A 24367-nucleotide genomic window follows, 5' to 3' on the forward strand; every position below is an offset into this window, starting at 1 on the left:
TTGCTATCGAAGTTCCTTTGTTTACCATTATTTTAAACAATCCTAGGCATGTAATTATCATCTCAATACAGCAAATATGTAAAGCGTATTGCAAGCAGAAATTTGAATAAAAACAGGTATTATTTGTGGGGTTCTCTAGTTTCTTTTAACCCTGTACGTAATTCTACGGTTTGTAATTACACCTGACACTCTTATTGTTAGGGTCACTGTGTTTGAAGTTTCAAAACTACAGATGTATGACGAATTGGAAACCAAAACTTGATATTGTTCCCCATCATTTGCAGTCGTTGGATTAGTAATCGTCAGTGTACTTGTAGTTGCTCCACTATAGATTCCAGTATCAGTTACGTTGTCCCATGTTAAACCATTAAAACGCTGCCATTGAAATGTATCAGCATTTGTTCCTGTAACATTAAATGTCGTGCCACAACCTGGGCATGTAGTTGAGTCCATGGGTTGAACTGTAATTGCAGGAGCTATACCTGCTTCTTGAAAGTCAAATGTAGTATTGGTGTCTCCATCTGCTGGGACCGTGTACGCAGCTGTTTGGACGGTTCCATCAAGGTTTATAGCAGGTATACCCGATCCGTAAGTTCCATTATCATCTGAATCCGCATTTATATCTGCATATGCCTCATCTGCATCTCCACAACCATCTGCATCGCTATCTGCCTCCAAATAGTCATTGTTTCCGGATGAATCCGAGTTAGCAATGGTGTAATTTACTGTTCCGCTATTTTCTTGTCCGCTGGCTTGTACGCTATTTGGCACACCATCTGTCCCAACTGCTCCAGTAAGACGTCCACTAGAATAGGCTTGATCATGACCCGCTTCAACAGCGTCATAAATTCCATCATTATCACTATCTAAATCCAAATCATCATAAACTCCATCGTTATCCGTGTCAATTGCTGTTGTCCACATGATAGCATTTACCAGTAAATCTTCTCCTGCAGAGTTAAATCCACCATTTCCATTTGCATGAGGTACTATTGCTCTTTTACCTGGTGCGATTCCTACCTCCATGGCATCACCTTGTTCCCATATTACAATGGATGCTTCACTGTTATTGGGATCTCGACCCAAAACTGTTCCGGTAGTCAACCCATTTCCATGATACAGAGCATCTCCAATATTGTAACTCCCTAGTGACAGTCCAGAAGTTATTGGATGTGTATTATTTATAATATTGACCGAGGTCAAACCACCACTTCCCCCTGTTGCCGCACCCAAGATATCATCATGTAATGCCGGTTCACTGGTTATAACGCCATTTGTTGTTGTTGTTAAATTAGCTACATTGGCAAGAGCTGTACCACTATTGGAATCTTCATAGACGAAGGTGACACCATAATTGTTAGCATCTCCACCTACGCCATCATCAACCACAGTAACCGTATATCCTAAAGCTGTTAATTTATCAATTGTATTCTGCTCTTCTGTCCCAGCTGTGCCATTGGTTACCCACAATACGGTTTTTGGGGATTCTACTGCATCCAAAATACCATCATTGTCATCGTCCAAGTCTGTAATATCAAAAATACCATCTCCATCAGTATCAATAGCAATTGTCAAAGTTGCTTCTAATGATGTGACTGATGCACATGAGCCTCCTGAATTGGAAACTATTATCCTGTAGGTATATCCATCTTTTGTTAAACTTGGGTTCAATACAGTCAAGACTTCAGTATTTGTGCCCGTGTACTCCGCTCCATTTGTTATATTGGAAAAACTTCCTCCTCCATTAGTACTTACTTGCCATTGATATGTGTCTGCGTTACTTGTACTTGATACAAAAGTACCATTGCTTCCTAAGTTTACCGTCTGGTCAGTTGGTTGTATATCTATTGAAATAGGGTCAACTGTTATAGTTTGGGTTATATCTATAAAGTTACCAGCATCATCTGTAACACGATATGTTCTTGTAATAGTTTCAGGATTTGTTCCTCCATCACTGACATCACTAATATGGGTTACTACTGGACTAGTGGTACAATTATCCGCCTCGTCTGTTACATCTGTAATTGCAACTGCCGGAACATCTGCGGAGCAATTAACAGTAACAGGTAATGGATTACTGGCTGTTGGGTTTACATTATCTACTGTTATCGTTGTTACACCTGTAATACTTAAGACAGGATCTCCTGTGGTTCCTCCGTATTCCACTACATATCCCTGTGCTTGATATGGTCCAGAAGTAGAGGTTGTATTTGGCAAATCATTCCATGATCCAGGTGATGAAGTCACTGAAAGGTCTGTAATGTGTGCATAATCTTCATTTCCTGATTGATTGGGTTCTCCTGCATTCCAAAAAGCGAAAAAATCCGGTGCAGTAGTTGTACCTCCTGCAGTTCCAGACCAAAAAGGAGTTCCTGCACCTGCATTGGCAAGACCCTCTGGACCTGTAACCCATCTCCAGTCTCCTTCAGTTGCAGCATCACTACCACCAATCCAACCCACACCTAAAGCTTGTGAACCCGAAAAGTCTGCTTCCGCTTGGGAAGTTAGGGTTGCTAAATACCCTTGCAGACCAAAATAAGTTCTTAAAGCAGCAGCATCTCTTGCCGCTGTCCATGTGATATTAGGGCTGGAAATAAATTCATAATAGTGACCTGTGGGGGGTAAAAAGTTTGCACTACCAGGAGTAATTGAAAATTGTCTAGTTCCCGTTGGACTTACAGCACTACTAGAATATTCAACAGCCAAAACAGCTGCTTCAAATTCTGCAAAAGTGGTTGGCCCTTGTAAGGTAAGTTCTCCTTCAACGGCATCCCATGTTGCTGTGATATTTGGATGTGTTCCAGTAAGGGTCAGTAAATCTTCTCCATTTATATACCCTGAAGATATTTGAATAAAAATGGCATCTGTTGTGGTGTTATCCGGATCTGTTAAACTAAATGTTTCGGCTATGGCCAATGATGTTCCCGGACAGTACACCTGATTTCCTGTTACTGTTAATACTGGAGGTTGATCAACTGTAGGTACAATCGATTCGCTTAAATCGTCAACGGTTGCATTGCTATCCGTTTGGTCTGCAGTTACTGAAGTAATTGTATTGGTGATGGTTGAACCACTTGTACCTCCATCAACACTGGCAGTAATATTTAAGGTAGCTGTATTTCCATTGTTCAACGTACCAATAGTCCATACTCCTGTTCCAGAATTATAAGAACCATCATCACTTACATACGATACACCAGCCGGTAAAATATCTGTTAAGCTTAGGTTTGTAGCATCTACCGGACCATTATTTACAACACTTAACGTATACACTATGTTAGATCCTTCTGGAGGGGTGCTATCGTCCACTGTTTTTGAAACTACTAAATCTGGTGACCCTGCTGCGGTACATACTTCAACTGAAAAGCTATTTAAAGTTCCTACATCTGAACCAGCATTATCAGATACTGTTAAAGTCCAATTACCAATAGGGTTCTCTCCGTTAAAATCTGAAAGATTACCTTCTGGACTAAAAGTTCCTGTAAATGGTGCCGAACCTGATGTAATAGGTGTTCCTCCAGCATCATCAAAAACTGTATTTGTATAATCGTCACCACTGCCTCCATTTCCTGAGGACAATAAAACTGTTGTACCTAAAGGACTGGTTATATTGATAGTTAAATCGGAATCCCATGGGTGTGTTATGTCCACCGTAACATTTACATCTGTTACCGCACTGGTTGTAGAAAAATTAATCGTTCTTGAAACGCCGGTAGCGTTGTTATCCGGTATTGTAACATTAGGTGAGGTAGATTGCGTAGTGCATGACGTTCCTACGGGTGTTCCTTGTATAGTTACATCATCTATAAAATAGTATTCGGTATCACTGTTTTGATTTGTGACAAATTGCACTCGTATCTCCAATGTACTACCAGAAAGACCTGTAACAGAATACGATGCCAAAACTCCAGTCGTTGTGGTGTTTTGAAAATTCATCCATGTTCCGCTATCAATCCTGTAAGAGCCTGTAAAACTATCGCCTGATTCTACTCCAGCAAGACCGGCATCCATACTAAAGGAAATATTAGTATAGCCCGATATATCTACAATTGCTGTTGCCCAGGTTTCAGTTTGATCTGTGTTCCTAGCTCGCATTACTTGACTTCCACCCACACTTGCAACATCAAGCCTTCTATTAGTATTATTGTGAGTATCTCCAGTTGCTGCCCATGAAGTAGCTTCGGGGCCTGTTGCAGTTCCTGTTAAATCATTAACTGCTGTTGGGCTTTCAAAATCTTCAAACCAAATGGTAGTTTGTCCAGAAACTGCAAACGTTCCTAAAAAAAGGATAAAGAATATTAAACTTTTGGTATTGAGGTTTTTCATCTACAGAAACTAACTTGGAAATCAACATTTAACTTCCATATTATCAAAATCTCAATAAAAATAGATTGTAAGCCCTTGCGTGCCCAAAAAATGTTGTCTAGACCTCCATTACGCTAGTGAAGACAGCAAATAATGGTGTATGTATTTTCATTAATCCCTAAAAATTGTTAAAATTTGGGCATTTTATCGATTAGGGCTTTAAAACAGAAATCTAACAGCGGGTAGAAACCTAATTTTTCTGGAATTTTACTAGGTCAATCCTTGAGGTAAGTAGTTCAAGAATTATTCAAAAATGATAAATTCAGATCGTCTATTTAATTGATGTTTTTCCTTGGAACAAGGAGTTCCATTTGCACAGTCATTTACCAATCTAGTTTCTCCATAACCTTCTCCTTGAAGTCGGTCTGCAGAAATTCCCTTAGAAATCATATAAGCCACTGTGGATGCTGCTCTTTTCTGAGATAACCATAGGTTATAAGCATCATTGCCCCTACTATCTGTATGAGAATTTACTTTTATTTTTAAACTTGGATATTTCTCCATTGCCACGATTACTTTTTGAATTTCAATCTCGGCATCTGAACGAATATTGAACTTATTTAAATCAAAATAAATGGTACTTAATTGAAGTAATTTGGCCAAATCATCACCAAAGCCTCCTGTTACCACATCTCGTTCTAAATAAAAGTCTACGATCCTAGGTTTACCATAGGACTTGTTCAGGTATTCTTCTGCAGGTACGTAGCCATCTCTAGAAGCCCTAACAAAGTTTCCTTTTGCACAATCAAGTCCTAATACGTAGTTGCCCTTAGAATCGGTAATAGTGGAAGATACTTCATTGTTTTCTTCATCAATAATTTTAACCGTGGCTCCAACTAAGATTTCATTGGATATTCTATCTCGCACCGTACCGGTGACATCCTGCAAACAATCAAGAACCAAAGGTTCTGTTTCTTCAAATTGATATATATCATCTTCTCCTAAACCGCCCGTTCTATTGGAAGAAAAATAGCCTTCTTTAGACTCGTTTTTTAGGATAAATGCAAAATCATCATAGTTACTATTAACCGGTTTCCCTACATTAACGACTGGTTCTTCAAAATTCCCGAAAGCAATTTTTGTAGCAAAAACATCTAATCCCCCAAGACCTTGATGTCCATCAGAAGAAAAATAAAGTACTCCATCTTGCGTAATAAATGGAAAGGTTTCCCGTGAACCAGTATTTATATTCTTTCCTAAATTAATGATGGGGCCATATGTGCCATCTCCAATTATTTCTGTCATAAAAATATCTGATTCCCCAATTGTTCCGGGCATATCGGAAACAAAGTACAACCTCTTCTCATCTGGACTCAATACAGGATGCGCCACTGAATAGGAATCGTTATTAAACGGAAGTTCCAATACGTTAGTCCATTCTCCATCTACCAACTCAGCTTGGTAAATCTTTAATCGGATTACTCCGTTTTGATCTTTGTACTTTTTACCATCCAAGAAATTGTTTCTTGTAAAGTACATGGTATATCCATCTTTGGTAACTGCAGAAGTAGACTCATGAAGCCTTGTGTTTACATCACCTTCCAATTTAACCACTAAATTGTTAGAAATACTGTCTGCGTTTACTTTGTATAAGTCAAGAAAATCTTTCGAATTCCAGGTATGTCTGTAGCGTGCTAAATTTCCTGTATCTCTATCAGATGAAAAAATAAGGCCCTGCTCATAAAAGGATGCTGCAAAGTCCGAGTACTTACTATTATAGCCAAAAGGCTTAATATCATACCTTCCTGAATTTTCTTCTATTTTGGCAAGATAATCCTCGTCATAAAAATCATTATCATCACTAACAGAAGTCATTTCTTTAAACTTAGCCATCACTTTGGCAGATCCTTCATAATCTCCCAAGGTTTTTAGACTTTGAGCGTATCTAAAAAAATAATCGGGCTCAGTTCCATCAGGAAATGCTTCTACTAATTTTTTGTAGACATTGGCTGCTTCTTCATACTTAGCATTAAAGTAATAGGAATTACCCAGACGCTTCAACAAATCTGAAGACACATAACCTTTATCCAGGACTTTTTTGTAAATATCTATTGCAGGGCTAAAAGAATATTCATCATATTGCTCATCTGCTTTTGCCTTTACTTTTGCCTGTTGTTTCTCATTCACCTTCTCTTGCGCCAAGGTATTGGTTACATATCCTGAAAAAACAATTATGAGTATAAGTATTCTTTTTAGCATTTTAAACTGTATTAAAAGAATCTAGGTGATACTGTTTTTTGAAATGCTTTTAGCAACTCTAGTCTTAAAAAGACTTCAAAAGAACCATCATTAAACTGGGCCCCTCCTAATTCCGTTGTTTCCCTATCATATGCCAGACCAAGCATAATTTGGTCTGTTATTTGAAATCCTGCCAGGGCACTTACCGCTGCATCTAACCTATATGCTGCACCAAAACTGAATTTATCTGCAAAAAGAAAATTTGCAGAAATGTCAACTTGCAATGGTGCCCCGCCAACAGCCTTAGTCAACAAGGCTGGCTTAAATTTAAGATCTGCATTCAAATCAAAAACATAACCGGTTATTAGATAGAAATTTATACGCTCTGTGGCAAGAAAATTTACTGACTCTGGGTCATTTGAACCACTATCAAAATACTCTGTTTCCAAAATACTTGGAGCAGAAACTCCTGCATAGAATTTATCGGTATGATAATATATTCCCAGTCCAAAATTTGGTGAAAATTGGTTGTCAATATTATCTTGATTTACTACTTCTTGGTCAAAGTTCCGAAGACCGTTAAAGTCAAGACTGAGCATATTCCCACCTGCTTTTAACCCAAATGAAAGCTTTGCATCTCTGGAAACATCTATGGTATAAGAAAGTACTGCGTCCAAATAGGTTTCTTGTACAACTCCATCTCCAATATTATCATTTACTATGGAAACACCATAACCTAATCTACTATTACGAATAGGTGAATGAAGGTTTAGTGTAAAAGTTTCAGGCGCTCCATCCAACCCAACCCATTGGGATCGATACAATCCTGCAAAACTCAATTGTCCTCTTGATCCTGCATAGGCAGGATTAACACTCAATGTATTAAACATATATTGTGTGTATTGAGCGTCTTGCTGGGCAACAAGACCCTGAAATATCATTCCAATAAATAAAAACGGAATTAAAAAATGCTTTTTAATCATTCTGTTTCAATATGTTACCTACTTATGTATATGTATTCGGAGTCTGTAAAACTTCCTTCATCCGTTTCGTAGTCAAATATATAAAAATATACTCCGGCCGGAAGATAATCGTTCGCACTCAAAGTTGATCTCCCTCTAGACCTCCCATCAAAGACATTGTTGACATTGTTGTAGTCTTTTCCTTCGTATACCGCGACACCCCATCTGTTAAAAATTCTAAGTGTACTTGTTTTAATATTTCTAACTCCTCTTATAAAAAGGAAATCATTTTTTAAATCTCCATTAGGAGTCAACATTTGGTTAACTAAAATACTTTCTAAAGACACTGTAACTGTAACTGTAGCAGTATCGCAGTTATCTAAATTAGCAGCCTCACAAATAGTATATTCAATAGTGTAAGTTCCTTCACGGGTTCCAGGAATTACACTTACAATTCCATCATCATTGATAATCAATTCACCTGTGGGGGTGGAAGTTAGAATCACATTTGATAGGGTGACCGATTCACCATTAAGGATGTCGTTGGAAAGTACATCACTATCCAAAATAACTCCTCCTGAACTATTAGAGCTGTACGCATCATCCACAGCGTCAATCACATTCATGCCAGGACCAACTTCAACGGTAACAGTGCCCGTATCACAGTTGTCCACATCTGCAATCTCACAAATCGTGTATTCAATGGTGTAAGTTCCTTCAGGGGTTCCAGGTTCTACGCTCACACTTCCATCATCATTGATGGTCAGTTCATCTGTGGGCGTGGAAGTCAGAATCACATCTGATAGGGTAACCGATTCTCCATCAAGGGTGTCGTTGGAAAGTACGTCACTATCCAAAATAACTCCTCCTGAACTATTAGAACTGTATGCATCATCCACAGCGTCAATCACATTCATGCCAGGACCAACTTCAACGGTAACAGTGCCTGTATCACAGTTGTCCACATCTGCAATCTCACAAATCGTGTATTCAATGGTGTAAGTTCCTTCAGGGGTTCCAGGTTCTACGCTCACACTTCCATCATCATTGATGGTCAGTTCATCTGTGGGCGTGGAAGTCAGAATCACATCTGATAGGGTAACCGATTCTCCATCAAGGGTGTCATTGGAAAGTACATCACTATCCAAAATAATCCCTCCAGAAGTATCAGAATTATATACATCATCCACTGCATCGATAATATTTAACATGTTGGGATCTAGGTAATCAGGGGTGCCGTCTTCATCGGTATCATCATTCGTTGGGTCCCCGTCCCCATCCACGTCCTCATCTGGGGTGTCGATCCCGTCACCGTCATCATCAAAGTCACGGTAATTCACATCCTCCGTGCCGTCCGTATCGGGAAGGTCGTTCGCAGGGTCGTCTATTTCATCGTTCACATCATAGCCGTCATTGACATCACTGCCCTCGTAGCCATCGTCCAATCCATCATTGTCCGTATCGTTGCCCGTGTATATCTGGTCGGGGATGCCGTCAAAGTTGAAGTCATTACCCTCATTGTTGTCCGCCACCAAATCGTTGTCACTGTCATTGTCAAGGTAATCCGGAACTTCATCATCGCCATCCGTGTTCTCGGGGGTAAGACCGCCAAGGTAAGCAGAGTTCACCCCGTCGTTCGCAGCATAGGTCGCCTCGTCGTCGTCGTTCGGTGCAACATATCCGTTGGTGGGCTGCGCCTCTACATTGTCAGGGATACCGTCATCGTCACTATCTATGTCCAAATGGTCAGGGCGACCATCACCATCACTGTCCAATGGATCTTCCCCATTGTTAAGCCCTGGATCTTCGGTTGTATCCAGAATACCATCGTTGTCATCATCTAGGTCGACACTGTCGGGCACACCATCATCATCAGTGTCCACATCATCATTGGGATCTAGGTAATCAGGGGTGCCGTCTTCATCGGTATCGTCGTTCGTTGGGTCGCCATCTCCATCCATGTCCTCATCTGGGGTATCGATCCCGTCACCGTCATCATCAAAGTCCCTATAGTTGACATCCTCAGTGCCATCCGTGTCCGGAAGGTCGTTAGCAGGATCGTCTATCTCATCGTTCACATCATAGCCATCATTGACATCACTGCCCTCGTAGCCATCGTCCAATCCATCGTTGTCCGTGTCCGTTCCAGTGTATGTCTGGTCAGGGATACCGTCAAAGTTGAAGTCGTTACCCTCATTGTTGTCAGCAACAAGATCGTTGTCACTGTCATCATCAAGGTAATCGGGCTCGTCCTCACCATCCGTGTTCTCAGGTGTAAGACCACCAAGGTAAGCAGAGTTCACCCCGTCGTTCGCGGCATAGGTCGCCTCGTCGTCATCGTTCGGTGCTACATAGCCATTGGTCGGCTGCGCCTCTACATTGTCAGGGATACCGTCATCGTCACTATCTATGTCCAAATGGTCAGGGCGACCATCACCATCACTGTCCAATGAGTTCGTCAATGGATCGTTGTCATTGTCAAGGTTCGGGTCTTCGGTTGTATCCAGAATTCCATCGTTGTCATCATCAAGGTCCACACTGTCGGGCACACCGTCATCATCGGTGTCCACATCATCATTGGGATCTAGGTAATCAGGGGTGCCATCTTCATCCGTATCATCGTTCGTTGGGTCACCATCCCCATCTACATCTTCATCCGGGGTGTCGATCCCGTCACCGTCATCATCAAAGTCCCTATAGTTGACATCCTCAGTGCCGTCCGTGTCCGGAAGGTCGTTTGCAGGATCGTCTATCTCATCGTTCACATCATAGCCATCATCGACATCACTGCCCTCGTAGCCATCATCCAATCCATCATTGTCCGTATCGTTGCCCGTGTATATCTGGTCAGGGATGCCGTCAAAGTTGAAGTCGTTACCCTCGTTGTTGTCCGCCACCAAATCGTTGTCACTGTCATCGTCAAGATAATCGGGCTCGTCCTCGCCATCCGTGTTCTCGGGATCAAGGCCTTCATCTCCACTACCTTCATAAGCATTGTCAAGACCATCTTTATCATCATCTTCTCCTGTAGGAGGAACATAACCTACTGTAGGCTGCGCCTCTACATTGTCAGGTAAACCATCATTGTCACTGTCAATATCTCTAAAATTTGGTTGATGGTCATCGTCACTATTAATAGGGTCTAGTCCTTCACTGGAGCCAGGGTGAGACTCGTAATGATCATCCAACCCATTGCCATCACTATCAACACCGCAAGGTGCCTGGAAATAATCTGTTGTCTGTGCTTCTACATTGTCGATAATACCGTCATCGTCACTGTCTATGTCTCTAAAATCGGGGTGATGGTCAGAATCTGTATCTATTGGAGTTAATCCACCACAACTTCCAGGAGTCTCTTCATAGGCATCATCAAGCCCATTATGGTCTTTGTCCTTGCCTGATGGTGGGATATAACCTGGGGTACTTTGCGCTTCAATATTGTCAATAATTCCATCGTCATCAGAATCAATGTCTAAATAATCCGGAATCTTATCACCATCTGTATCTATAGGTGTTAATCCACCACAACTTCCAGGTGTTTCTTCATAGGCATCATCCAATCCATTGCGATCTTTATCTTTTCCAGATGGTGGGATATATCCGTAACTAGTTTGCCCTTCAATGTTGTCAATAATTCCATCATCATCAGAATCTACATCTAAATAATCCGGAATGCCGTCACCATCTGTATCTGTTGGGTAAGTCCAATAACAATCATCTCCATCCAAATTTTGATCTTCAACGGTATTAATTATTCCGTCTCCATCAATATCTATATCCTTGTTATCCGGAACACCATCTCCATCGGTATCCGTAAAAACAGATAGTTCAGAATTAATTAAAGTACCAGGAGCCCCATTAAATGAGGTAACCGTTAGATAAACGGCTAATCCTAATATTAAAAAAAGAGTGTATGAAACCTTTTTCTTAAATTCTAAGAAAGTATTTTTTTCCATAAATGACAGTTTTGGTCAACTAATCACCATGGCTTGTAGTTCTCGTAAGTGTAAGAAAATGGGGCTTTTCTTATTTAATAAAAGTGGATATTTGTGTTCTCTACGCTCCAAATAATCTCAAACGCATAATTAATGCATTTAGAGCTTATCACCTATTTTTATCGATAAAAGGCTTATTCCTCATCATTATTTACCACTTATATTAATACGTAAGGTTTTCATAAAAAGATTACGGCTTAGTAAAAAACAAAAACCTTAGGCGTATGAAAAGTACTTTACTTTTTATTTTTAAAGGCAATACTTCTACTTTTTTTGTCCTATTTATATTAACAATTATTTATAAATCTTGTAATTAATTATAACAGGGATATTTACGTTATTTTTGCCGAAATTTTCGCTGATGGATTTTGATAAAGAGATAGCAAGACGAAGGACTTTTGGCATTATTTCTCACCCGGATGCCGGTAAAACAACTCTAACAGAAAAACTGTTGCTTTTTGGTGGTGCTATTCAAGAAGCCGGAGCAGTAAAGAACAATAAAATCAAAAAAACTGCTACTAGTGATTTTATGGAAATTGAACGTCAAAGGGGGATTTCCGTAGCCACATCAGTTTTGGCTTTTATTTATAATGATAAAAAAATCAATATTCTAGATACTCCTGGGCACAAAGATTTTGCCGAGGATACTTTTAGAACTTTAACTGCGGTGGATAGTGTTATTGTAGTTATCGATGTTGCAAAAGGTGTTGAGGAACAGACTGAGAAATTGGTCAAAGTCTGTAGAATGCGGAATATCCCCATGATCGTTTTTATTAATAAATTGGATAGAGAAGGTAAGGATGCCTTTGACCTTTTGGATGAAGTTGAACAAAAACTAGGCTTGTCCGTTACCCCCCTAAGTTTTCCTATTGGAATGGGGTATGACTTTAAGGGAATATATAATATCTACGAAAAAAACATCAATCTTTTTAGCGGGAACAATAAGAAGAATATTGAAGAAACTATTGCCTTTACCGATATTGAAAATCCTGAACTTGATGACATTATTGGAGATTCGGCAGCACAAGAACTTAGGGACAACTTAGAATTGGTCAGTGGGGTTTATCCTGAATTTGATAAAGACTCCTATTTAAAAGGACAGCAACAACCTGTCTTTTTTGGTTCGGCATTGAACAACTTTGGTGTACGAGAACTATTAGACTGTTTTGTTGAAATTGCACCTCCGCCAAGACCTAAAATGGCAGAAGAACGTTTGGTGGAGGCAAGCGAAAAGGATTTTTCAGGTTTTGTATTTAAAATACATGCCAATATGGATCCCAAACACCGAGATCGTTTGGCATTCATAAAGATTGTGTCTGGTACTTTTGAGCGCAATAAACCGTACCTGCATGTGAGACATAATAAAAATTTGAAGTTTTCCAGTCCAAATGCGTTTTTCGCAGAAAAGAAAGAAATCGTTGATATTTCTTATCCAGGTGACATTGTGGGATTGCATGACACTGGTAATTTTAAGATTGGTGATACGCTGACCAGCGGTGAAAAATTAAGCTATAAAGGCATTCCAAGCTTTTCTCCCGAGCATTTCAGGTATATTAACAACGCTGACCCTATGAAGTCCAAACAGCTGTACAAAGGCATTGATCAACTTATGGATGAAGGTGTTGCCCAGTTATTTACTTTGGAATTGAATGGTCGTAAAGTTATTGGTACGGTTGGTGCGCTTCAGTATGAAGTCATTCAGTATCGATTGGAGCATGAATATGGCGCCAAATGCACCTACGAAAACTTTCCAGTGCACAAGGCTTGTTGGGTAGAAGCAGACGATGCGTCCAACGATGAATTTAAAGAGTTTAAAAGAGTGAAGCAGAAGTTTTTAGCTATTGATAAACGTGGACAATTGGTTTTTTTAGCTGACTCGCAATTCTCATTACAGATGACGCAACAAAAATACCCTTCGGTTAAGCTTCATTTTACCTCAGAATTTGACTAATACTTAAAGATTCTGAAGATGTTTACTAGGTATCCAAGTTTATGTATTCTGGATAGATCAGTCTTTTTTTGTACTTTATAAGCACATAACCAATAAATACTTTTTTATGACAACTGATTCTATAAATAAACCACCAGTTTGGTTCTGGGTGGTCAGTGTTATTGCTTTACTGTGGAATCTTATGGGTGTAAGCGCATACTTGGCCGATGCCTATACCAGTATTGAACAATTGGAACAAATGAGCCAAGAAATAAGAGAACTTTATGAGGGTAGACCTGCTTGGGCAACTGCCGGTTTTGCGATAGCTGTTTTTGCTGGTGCCATTGGGTCAATCTCGTTATTGCTTCGTAAGAAATGGGCCAGACCTTTACTCATTTTATCTGTTTTGGGATCCATCGTCTTGAATATTCACACCTTTTTTCTGAGCAATGCCTTAGAGGTTATGGGTGCTAACATAGTGATTATGCCAATTGTTGTTATTGTTTTTGGCATTTACCTTATCTTCTTTGCCAAAAAGGGCATTCAAAAAGGGTGGCTTAGTTAGCCCGAAAAATACATAGCAATAAAAAACCGACAATAGTCGGTTTTTTATTGTTCTTATGCTTCCCCAGTGGGTCCGAAATTTAGTGGAATTGAAGGTTGTTCATAATCCTTAATAGCACCGTGTGCTTTTTCAAACCGCGTCACATTATCATTTAATGCCTTCAAGAATTTTTTGGCATGTTGCGGTGTTAACACAATCCTACTTTTCACCTTAGCCTTGGGGGCACCAGGCATCATACTAATAAAATCTACAACAAATTCAGATACTGAATGGTTGATGATTGCCAAATTGGAATAGATCCCTTCAGCGGTTTTTTCATCCAATTCAATATTGATCTGTTTTTGATTTTGATTTTTCTCAGCCATTGTATTTTATGTATTAAAAAAGAAAACCCTGACGATATCGCCAGGGTTTGTTTATTAGAATTTGAATTCCTCTTTTCGAGCCATGATTTCATCGTATTCCTCTTTTGAGCCTACAATGATACTATCATAATCCCTCATACCGGTACCGGCAGGAATTTTATGTCCAACAATAACATTTTCCTTCAAGCCTTCCAAGGTATCAACTTTACCGCTTACAGCAGCCTCGTTCAATACTTTAGTAGTCTCTTGGAATGATGCTGCAGAGATAAATGATTTTGTCTGCAACGAAGCACGTGTTATACCTTGCAAGATTGGAGTTGCTGTAGCTGCTACGGCATCTCTTGCACTAACAAGAGCTTTATCTGTTCTTCGCAATACTGAATTTTCATCTCTTAACGCGCGAGCAGATATAATCTGTCCTGCTTTAAGGTTCTCAGAATCTCCAGGTTCTTCAACAACCTTCATCCCAAAAATCTCATCATTCTCACGGATAAAGTCATCTTTATGAACCAATTGATTCTCCAAGAAAGTTGTATCCCCTGAATCTTCAATACGTACTTTACGCATCATTTGTCTAACGACAACTTCAAAATGCTTGTCATTAATTTTTACACCCTGTAAACGGTAAACCTCTTGTACTTCGTTTACCAAATACTGTTGTACTGCTGATGGTCCTTTGATTGCCAAAATATCTTCTGGAGTAATAGATCCATCGGATAAAGGCATACCTGCACGAACGTAATCGTTCTCTTGCACCAAAATCTGGTTTGAAAGTTTAACCAAGTATTTCTTGATTTCGCCCAATTTTGATTCAATAATAATCTCACGATTACCACGCTTGATCTTACCAAATGAAACTACACCATCAATCTCGGAAACAACCGCTGGGTTAGAAGGGTTACGTGCTTCAAAAAGCTCTGTTACCCTAGGTAGACCTCCTGTAATATCCCCTGCTTTTGCAGATTTACGTGGAATCTTAACCAAGATTTTCCCTTCTTTGATTTTATCACCATCATCCACCATTATATGTGAACCAACTGGTAGGTTGTAAGAACGTAAAGTCTCTCCCTTACCATCTTTAATCAATAAGGTTGGAATCAGTTTCTTGTTTCTTGATTCAGAAATTACTTTCTCTTGGAAACCAGTCTGCTCATCAATCTCAACTTGGTATGTAACTCCTTGCTCAATATTTTCATAGGCAATCTGACCAGGGAATTCAGAAACAATTACACCGTTATATGGATCCCATTGACAAATTACAGTTCCTTTCTTGATTTTATCTCCGTTCTTAACGAACAATTGAGAACCGTAAGGAATATTATTTGTACTTAAGGTAATTCCAGTGGTAGCATCAACAACTTTGATTTCAGAAGTCCTGGAGATAACAATATTGGCCTTTTCGCCATCACCGTTTTCTCCAACAACTGTTCTTAAATCTTCTATTTCTGCAACACCATCAAACTTCACTTCTAACTTGTTATCCTCAGAAATGTTACCTGCAATACCACCTACGTGGAATGTACGTAGGGTCAACTGTGTACCTGGTTCACCAATAGACTGTGCTGCAACAACACCAACAGCTTCACCTCTTTGAACCATTTTATTGGTTGCAAGGTTTCTACCGTAGCACTTACCGCAAATTCCTTTTGGAGCCTCGCAGGTTAACGCAGAACGTACTTCAACTCTTTCAATTGGAGCTGCTTCGACCTTTTTCATATCAGATTCAGAAATTACTTGGCCAGCGGTCAATAACAATTCCTCATTCAATGGATTGTATACATCGTGCAGTGATACTCTTCCAAGAATTCTTTCTCCTAGAGTTTCTACGACTTCTTCGTTCTTCTTCAAAGCTTTGACCTCAATTCCTCTTAACGTACCACAATCTTCAATATTGATGATTACATCTTGAGAAACATCTACCAAACGTCTCGTCAAATATCCTGCATCCGCAGTTTTTAAAGCGGTATCTGCAAGACCTTTACGCGCACCGTGAGTTGAGATAAAGTATTCCAAAATAGACAATCCTTCCTTAAAGTTGGAAAGAATAGGGTTTTCAATAATCTCTCCCCCTCCTGCAGTGGATTTTTTAGGCTTGGCCATCAAACCACGCATACCGGTCAATTGACGAATTTGCTCTTTAGAACCCCTTGCACCGGAATCCAACATCATGTATACAGAGTTGAATCCTTGTTGGTCCTCACGAATTCGCTTCATGGCCAATTCGGTCAACATAGCATTTGTAGAAGTCCAAACATCGATAACTTGGTTATATCTTTCATTATTAGTGATAAGACCCATGTTATAGTTCGCCATAATTCCATCAACTTGCCCATTGGCTTCGTTGATCATTTCATGCTTCTCTGGCGGAATGATAATATCACCTAAACTGAAGGATAGCCCTCCTTTAAAGGCAAAATCATATCCCATTGACTTTATCTTATCCAAAAATGCAGCAGTAGCAGGTACATCTGTAACTCCAAGAATATCACCAATGATATTTCTAAGCGATTTTTTGTTCAATACTTCATTGATATATCCTGCTTCTTCTGGAACAACTGTGTTGAACAACACCCTACCAACTGTTGTAGCTATGATTTGGCTTACAAGCTCACCTTCTTCATTAAAATCTTTAGCTCTAACCTTGATTCCTGCATTCAAATCAACTTTTCCTTCATTAAAGGCAATCTCAACTTCCTCTGCAGAGTAGAATGTTAATCCCTCTCCTTGGATTGGAACCTCTTTGGTTGATTTTCTTTCTTTGGTCATGTAATAAAGACCCAATACCATATCCTGTGAAGGAACGGTAATTGGAGAACCATTGGCAGGATTCAAGATATTTTGAGATGCCAACATCAATAGTTGAGCTTCTAAAATAGCTTCTGGGCCCAACGGCAAGTGAACTGCCATCTGGTCACCATCAAAATCCGCATTAAATGCTGTACATGCCAATGGGTGCAAACGAATAGCCTTCCCTTCTATAAGTTTTGGCTGGAACGCTTGTATACCCAATCTGTGTAATGTAGGGGCACGGTTCAATAGTACTGGATGTCCTTTAAGAACATTTTCAAGGATATCCCAAACTACAGGTTCCTTTTTATCTATAATTTTCTTTGCAGATTTTACAGTCTTTACAATTCCTCTTTCAATCAGTTTTCTGATTACAAAAGGTTTGTAAAGTTCAGCAGCCATATCTTTTGGAAGACCGCATTCGTATAGGTGCATTTCTGGACCAACAACAATTACGGAACGGGCAGAATAATCCACACGTTTACCCAAAAGGTTCTGACGGAAACGACCTTGCTTCCCTTTCAATGAATCTGAAAGTGATTTTAAAGGTCTGTTTGATTCTGTTTTTACCGCTGAAGCTTTTCTTGTATTATCAAAAAGAGAATCGACCGCTTCTTGAAGCATACGCTTCTCATTTCTCAAGATTACCTCAGGAGCTTTTATTTCCATCAATCGCTTTAAACGATTATTACGGATAATCACCCTACGGTATAGATCATTTAAATCTGAAGTAGCAAAACGACCACCATCTAATGGTACCAATGGACGTAATTCTGGTGGAATAACCGGAACTACTTTCATGATCATCCACTCAGGTCTGTTTTCTCTATTTTCTTGAGACTCGCGCAACGCTTCAACAACCTGAAGTCTCTTTAAAGCTTCTGTTTTACGTTGTTTTGAAGTCTCTGTATTTGCTTTATGTCTTAGACTGTATGAAAGTTCTTCCAAGTCAATTCTAGACAATAAATCAATTAGACACTCCGCACCCATTTTGGCCACAAACTTGTTAGGGTCTGTATCTTCCAAGTACTGGTTTTCAGCAGGAATGGATTCCAAAATATTAAGGTATTCCTCTTCGGTCAAGAAATCCATTTTGTTGATTTCTTCACCTTCAGGGCCTTTAGCAATACCTGGCTGGATTACAACATATCTTTCGTAATAGATAATCATATCCAACTTCTTGGAAGGTAATCCCAATAAGTATCCTATTTTATTTGGAAGTGAACGGAAATACCAGATATGTGCTACAGGAACCACAAGATTAATGTGCCCAACACGATCTCTACGTACTTTTTTCTCTGTTACTTCAACACCACAACGGTCACAAACAATTCCACGGTAACGGATACGCTTATATTTACCACAAGCACATTCATAATCCTTTACAGGACCAAATATACGCTCACAGAACAGCCCATCACGTTCAGGTTTGTGCGTTCTATAGTTAATAGTTTCAGGTTTTAAAACCTCTCCGCGGGACTCAGCCAAGATTGACTCTGGAGAAGCCAGTCCTATGGAAATTTTATCAAACCTTTTTGGTGCGTTATTATCTTTTATTCTAGCCATAACAATATGGAGATGATATAATTAAAAATGCTTTTCTATAGTATTCTACTCTTCCAGTCTGATATCCAAACCTAATCCCTTAAGTTCGTGCATCAATACGTTGAAAGATTCTGGCAACCCAGGTTCTGGCATGGTTTCACCTTTAACGATGGATTCATACGTTTTTGCTCTTCCGATAACATCATCCGATTTAACCGTCAATATTTCTCGTAGTGTAGCTGAAGCTCCATAAGCCTCAAGTGCCCAAACCTCCATTTCACCAAAACGCTGACCACCAAACTGGGCTTTACCACCCAATGGTTGTTGTGTAATCAACGAATATGGACCAATAGACCTGGCGTGCATCTTGTCGTCTACCATATGTCCTAATTTCAACATATAGATAACACCTACCGTAGCTGCTTGATCAAAACGTTTTCCTGTTCCACCGTCATAAAGGTATGTATGCCCAAATCTTGGTACACCAGCCTCATCGGTTAGTGCATTGATTTGATCTAGTGTAGCTCCATCAAAAATTGGGGTTCCGTACTTTCTTCCCAATTTAAGACCAGCCCAACCTAACACCGTCTCATATATCTGACCAATGTTCATCCTAGAAGGTACTCCTAATGGATTCAATACGATATCCACCGGCGTTCCATCTTCCAAGAAAGGCATATCTTCTTGACGAACAATACGTGCAACGATACCTTTGTTACCGTGACGCCCTGCCATCTTATCACCAACCTTTAGTTTACGCTTTTTAGCAATGTAAACCTTGGCCAATTTCATTATACCTGCTGGTAGTTCATCACCTACTGAAATAGTAAACTTGTCCCTTCTAAGGTTTCCTTGAATATCATTCAATTTGATCTTATAGTTGTGCAACAAATCTGCTACTTGCTCATTGGTTTTATCGTCTGTTGTCCAGCTCCCACCCACTAAGTGAGCAAAATCATCAACAGCGTTCAACATTTTGATGGTGTATTTCTTTCCTTTTGGAAGTACTTCTTCACCAAGATCGTTCATTACACCTTGCGAAGTTTTTCCATTGATCAACCCAAACAGTTTTTCAATAAGAACATCTTTCAATTGTTCAAACTTCACTTCGTAATCCATCTCTAACCTAGAGATTGCCTCTTTATCTTCTGAACGTTTTCTCTTATCCTTAATAGAACGTGAGAATAATTTCTTATCGATAACGACACCTCTTAAAGATGGTGATGCTTTTAATGAAGCATCTTTTACGTCTCCTGCTTTATCACCAAAAATAGCACGCAACAGTTTTTCTTCTGGAGTTGGATCAGATTCACCTTTTGGTGTAATCTTACCAATCAAAATATCGCCAGGTTTAACTTCTGCACCTATTCTGATCATCCCGTGCTCATCCAAATCTTTGGTAGCTTCTTCAGAAACGTTAGGAATATCATTGGTAAGCTCTTCAGCTCCTAATTTGGTATCTCTTACTTCTAAGGCATACTCATCAATATGGATAGAGGTAAAGATATCTTCACGCACTACTTTCTCCGATATTACGATTGCATCCTCAAAGTTGTATCCTTTCCAAGGCATAAATGCCACTTTCAGGTTTCTACCAAGTGCCAATTCACCTTTTTCAGTTGCATAACCTTCACAAAGCACTTCTCCCTTTTTAACCTTATCACCTTTTTTAACAATTGGTTTTAGGTTAATACTTGTTCCTTGGTTCGTTTTTCTAAACTTAACCAAGTTGTAAGTTCTGGAGTCTTCCTCAAAGCTTACTAATCGCTCGTCTTCAGACCTGCTATATTTAATTGTTACTTTCTGAGCATCTACATATTCTATAACCCCGTCTCCTTCTGCATTAATCAATACTCTAGAATCAGTGGCCACTTGTCTTTCTAAACCTGTACCTACAATTGGAGATTGTGGTTTTAACAATGGAACTGCCTGACGCATCATGTTTGACCCCATCAAAGCCCTGTTCGCATCATCATGTTCCAAGAATGGAATCAAAGATGCAGATATAGAAGCAATTTGATTTGGTGCAACATCTGTATAGTTAACTTCACCTGGATCAACTACAGGAAAATCACCTTCTTCACGTGCAATAACCTTATCATCCAGAATTTTTCCTTTTTCATCCATTGGGATGTTAGCTTGGGAAATTTTCATTCCTTCTTCCTCTTCAGCGCTCAAATAGGTAAATTCCTTGGTATCAACAACGCCATTTTCAACCTTGCGGTATGGAGTTTCCAAGAAGCCCATTGGGTTCACTTTTGCAAATACTGAAAGTGAAGAAATCAAACCAATGTTCGGTCCTTCAGGTGTTTCAATAGGACATAATCTTCCGTAGTGCGTATAATGAACGTCACGTACCTCAAATCCTGCTCTTTCTCTTGAAAGTCCACCAGGTCCTAGTGCTGATAATCTTCTTTTGTGCGTGATCTCCGCCAATGGATTAGTTTGATCCATGAACTGAGACAACTGGTTTGTTCCAAAGAATGAATTGATTACGGAAGACAAAGTCTTTGCATTAATCAAATCTATAGGAGTAAACACCTCGTTATCACGAACGTTCATACGCTCACGAATAGTACGAGCCATACGTGCCAAACCAACACCAAACTGAGATGATAGTTGTTCACCCACGGTTCTTACACGACGGTTGGACAAGTGATCAATATCATCAATCTCTGCTTTTGAGTTAATTAACTCAATCAAATATTTGATGATAGTAATGATATCTTCCTTGGTCAAGACTTGTTTGTCCATTCCAATATCCAACTGTAATTTTTTATTCATTCTATAACGACCAACCTCACCTAAGTTGTATCGTTGATCAGAGAAGAACAACTTATCTATAATACCGCGGGCTGTTTCCTCATCTGGCGGCTCAGCATTACGTAATTGTCTATAGATATGCTCCACCGCTTCTTTCTCAGAATTGGTAGGGTCTTTCTGCAATGTATTATGAATAATTGCATAGTCTGACTGTGCATTGTTCTCTTTATGAAGCAAAATCGTTTTTACGTCTGCCTCTATAATTTCATTAATATGGTCTTTTTCAAGAATGGTATCACGATCTAGAATAATCTCGTTTCTTTCAATAGAAACCACTTCACCTGTATCTTCATCCACAAAATCCTCATGCCAAGTATTCAATACTCTTGCAGCCAATTTGCGTCCCAATACTTTTTTAAGACCTGCATTAGAAACTTTCACCTCTTCAGAAAGGTCAAAGATTTCCAAAATATCTTTATCTCTTTCAAAACCGATTGCACGGAAAAGTGTAGTAACCGGTAATTTTTTCTTTCTATCAATGTAAGCGTACATAACCCCATTGATATCCGTAGCAAATTCAATCCAAGAACCTTTGAAAGGAATTACTCTTGCAGAATATAGCTTTGTACCATTTGCATGAAAAGATTGTCCAAAGAAAACCCCTGGAGATCTATGCAACTGTGAAACCACAACACGCTCAGCACCATTGATAACAAAGGTTCCACTAGGAGTCATGTATGGAATTGTACCCAAATACACATCTTGAACTATCGTTTCAAAATCTTCGTGCTCTGGATCGGTACAATATAATTTTAGGCGTGCCTTTAAGGGAACGCTATAGGTAAGTCCACGTTCTATACATTCTTGTATGGAATATCTTGGTGGATCTATAAAATAATCAAGAAACTCAAGTACAAACTGGTTTCTAGTGTCTGTAATTGGAAAATTTTCCATGAAGGTATTGTAGAGCCCTTCATTTCCTCTTTCATCAGATTTTGTTTCAAGTTGAAAAAAGTCTTGAAAAGATTTAATCTGAATGTCCAAGAAATCCGGGTATTCCGGTATGTTCTTAGCGGATGCAAAATTTACTCTTTCAGTATTGTTTGTGAACATCTATGGACAAATTTTGATAGTGAATTCTCTAAAGGGTAACGTGTATCATCACACGCTGCTATAAAAACAGGCTAAGGTCTAACCATTATTATGGAAAGACCTTAACCAATATTTGTATGGTAAAAGCTACTATTTAAGCTCAACTTCCGCTCCTGCTTCTTCCAATGATTTTTTGATACCTTCCGCCTCATCTTTGGCAACACCTTCTTTAACAGCTTTTGGTGCACTGTCAACGATGTCTTTAGCATCTTTCAATCCAAGACCAGTTAATTCCTTAACTAGTTTTACTACTGCCAATTTAGAACCACCAGCAGCTGTAAGGATTACATCAAATTCTGATTTTTCCTCAGCAGCCTCAGCTTCACCACCACCGGCACCGCCAGCAGCAACAGCTACTGCAGCAGCAGCAGGCTCAATACCATATTCTTCTTTTAAAATGTCGGCCAACTCATTTACCTCTTTTACCGTAAGGTTTACCAACTGTTCTGCAAAATCTTTTAAATCTGCCATTTTTCTATCGTTTAATCAAATTTTTAAAAATATACTTAGTTTATTGTGCGCGAATTATTTTTCAGATAATGTTTTAAGGATACCGGCCAATTTACCGCCACCAGATTTAAGACCAGAAATAACATTCTTGGCTGGTGATTGTAACAATCCGATAATTTCCCCAATAACCTCTTCTTTAGACTTGATGTTTACAAGCGAATCAAGGTTTTCATCACCTATGTAGATAGCTTCTGCTATAAAAGCTCCTTTAAGTAATGGTTTATCTGATTTTTTTCTGAAATTTTTGATAAGTTTTGCCGGAGCATTTCCTGTTTCGGATAACATCAAAGATGTATTTCCTTTTAAAACATCAGGAAGTTCTCCAAACTCCTTATCAGAAGCTTCCATTGCTTTTGCAAGCAAGGTGTTCTTAATAACTGCAAGTTTAATATTAGCCTTAAAACATGCCCTTCTTAAATTTGAAGTGGCAACGGCATCCAATCCTGAAATATCCGCTAAATAAATATTAGCGTTATCAGCTAACTGTGCAGTCAAATCTTCTATTACGGTTGCTTTTTCTTCTCTTGTCATAGTTAAAATATTGACTACCAGTTACGAAACTGCTTTTGGATCTAATTGAACACTAGGACTCATTGTACTGGACAAATAGATGCTCTTCATATAAACACCTTTTGCAGCAGCTGGTCTCATTTTTACCAAAGTATCCAACAATTCTTTGGCATTACCAGCAATCTTATCTGCAGAGAAAGATGTTTTTCCAATTGCAGCGTGTACTATTCCAGTCTTGTCCACTTTAAAATCAATCTTACCGGCCTTAACCTCAGATACTGCTTTTGCAACATCCATAGTTACTGTACCTGTCTTTGGATTGGGCATTAAACCTCTAGGTCCTAAAACCCTACCTAATGGTCCTAATTTCCCCATAACGCTTGGCATAGTGATGATAACATCAACATCTGTCCAACCGCCTTTTATTTTATCCAAATATTCATCTAACCCTACAAAATCAGCACCGGCTGCTGTAGCCTCTGCTTCCTTATCTGGGGTCACCAATGCTAAAACTTTTACGTCTTTACCTGTACCATGAGGTAAGGTAACAACACCACGAACCATTTGATTTGCTTTTCTTGGATCTACACCCAAACGAATCGCAAGGTCAATGGAAGCGTCAAATTTTACATTAGTTATTTCTTTTACTAAAGCAGATGCCTCATCCAAAGAATACAATTTATTCTTATCTATTTTGGAATGGGCCTCCTTTTGCTTTTTTGTCAATCTTGCCATTATAA

12 protein-coding genes are annotated in these 24367 nt (G+C 39.3%); 2 read left to right on the top strand and 10 right to left on the bottom strand.

The features are described from left to right. Positions 1–135 precede the first annotated feature (135 nt). From SJY44_RS15235 to SJY44_RS15250, 4 genes are all read right to left on the bottom strand, one after another. Positions 136–4326 (bottom strand): proprotein convertase P-domain-containing protein, encoded by a 4191-nt coding sequence (locus tag SJY44_RS15235; RefSeq protein WP_396590379.1) that lies wholly within the window; start codon positions 4324–4326, stop codon positions 136–138. 282 nt (positions 4327–4608) lie between these two features. Next, complete coding sequence (locus SJY44_RS15240; RefSeq protein ID WP_396590380.1) at positions 4609–6564, bottom strand: OmpA family protein; 1956 nt, start codon at positions 6562–6564, stop codon at positions 4609–4611. 11 nt (positions 6565–6575) lie between these two features. Beyond that, positions 6576–7526 carry a type IX secretion system membrane protein PorP/SprF gene (locus tag SJY44_RS15245; RefSeq protein ID WP_396590381.1) on the bottom strand — a complete coding sequence of 317 codons (951 nt, stop codon included), beginning with the start codon at positions 7524–7526 and terminating at the stop codon, positions 6576–6578. Between the two features lie 14 nt (positions 7527–7540). After that, positions 7541–11461 carry a gliding motility-associated C-terminal domain-containing protein gene (locus SJY44_RS15250; protein WP_396590382.1) on the bottom strand — a complete coding sequence of 1307 codons (3921 nt, stop codon included), beginning with the start codon at positions 11459–11461 and terminating at the stop codon, positions 7541–7543. A gap of 400 nt (positions 11462–11861) precedes the next feature. On the opposite strand from SJY44_RS15250, the gene SJY44_RS15255 reads away from it, so the two are divergent. Then, entirely contained in the window at positions 11862–13451 is a 1590-nt protein-coding gene (locus SJY44_RS15255; RefSeq protein WP_396590383.1) for a peptide chain release factor 3, read from the top strand. A 106-nt stretch (positions 13452–13557) separates the two neighbouring features. After that, positions 13558–13995 (top strand): hypothetical protein, encoded by a 438-nt coding sequence (locus SJY44_RS15260; protein WP_396590384.1) that lies wholly within the window; start codon positions 13558–13560, stop codon positions 13993–13995. 53 nt (positions 13996–14048) lie between these two features. Here SJY44_RS15260 and SJY44_RS15265 read toward each other — a convergent pair whose 3' ends face one another. The 6 genes from SJY44_RS15265 to rplA form a co-directional block, all read right to left on the bottom strand. Continuing rightward, positions 14049–14360 (bottom strand): DUF3467 domain-containing protein, encoded by a 312-nt coding sequence (locus tag SJY44_RS15265; protein ID WP_396590385.1) that lies wholly within the window; start codon positions 14358–14360, stop codon positions 14049–14051. Between the two features lie 54 nt (positions 14361–14414). Continuing rightward, on the bottom strand, positions 14415–18713 hold the full coding sequence (rpoC, locus tag SJY44_RS15270; protein WP_396590386.1) for a DNA-directed RNA polymerase subunit beta': 4299 nt from the start codon (positions 18711–18713) through the stop codon (positions 14415–14417). Between the two features lie 45 nt (positions 18714–18758). Continuing rightward, positions 18759–22568 (bottom strand): DNA-directed RNA polymerase subunit beta, encoded by a 3810-nt coding sequence (rpoB, locus tag SJY44_RS15275; RefSeq protein WP_298931376.1) that lies wholly within the window; start codon positions 22566–22568, stop codon positions 18759–18761. Between the two features lie 129 nt (positions 22569–22697). Beyond that, on the bottom strand, positions 22698–23078 hold the full coding sequence (rplL, locus tag SJY44_RS15280; RefSeq protein WP_109665069.1) for a 50S ribosomal protein L7/L12: 381 nt from the start codon (positions 23076–23078) through the stop codon (positions 22698–22700). Between the two features lie 54 nt (positions 23079–23132). Next, entirely contained in the window at positions 23133–23648 is a 516-nt protein-coding gene (rplJ, locus tag SJY44_RS15285) for a 50S ribosomal protein L10 (RefSeq protein ID WP_298931373.1), read from the bottom strand. Between the two features lie 21 nt (positions 23649–23669). Next, entirely contained in the window at positions 23670–24362 is a 693-nt protein-coding gene (rplA, locus tag SJY44_RS15290; protein ID WP_163421798.1) for a 50S ribosomal protein L1, read from the bottom strand. Between the last annotated feature and the right edge of the window lie 5 nt (positions 24363–24367).

It is taken from the genome of Allomuricauda sp. R78024 (genome assembly GCF_044596045.1).
Lineage (GTDB): Bacteria > Bacteroidota > Bacteroidia > Flavobacteriales > Flavobacteriaceae > Flagellimonas.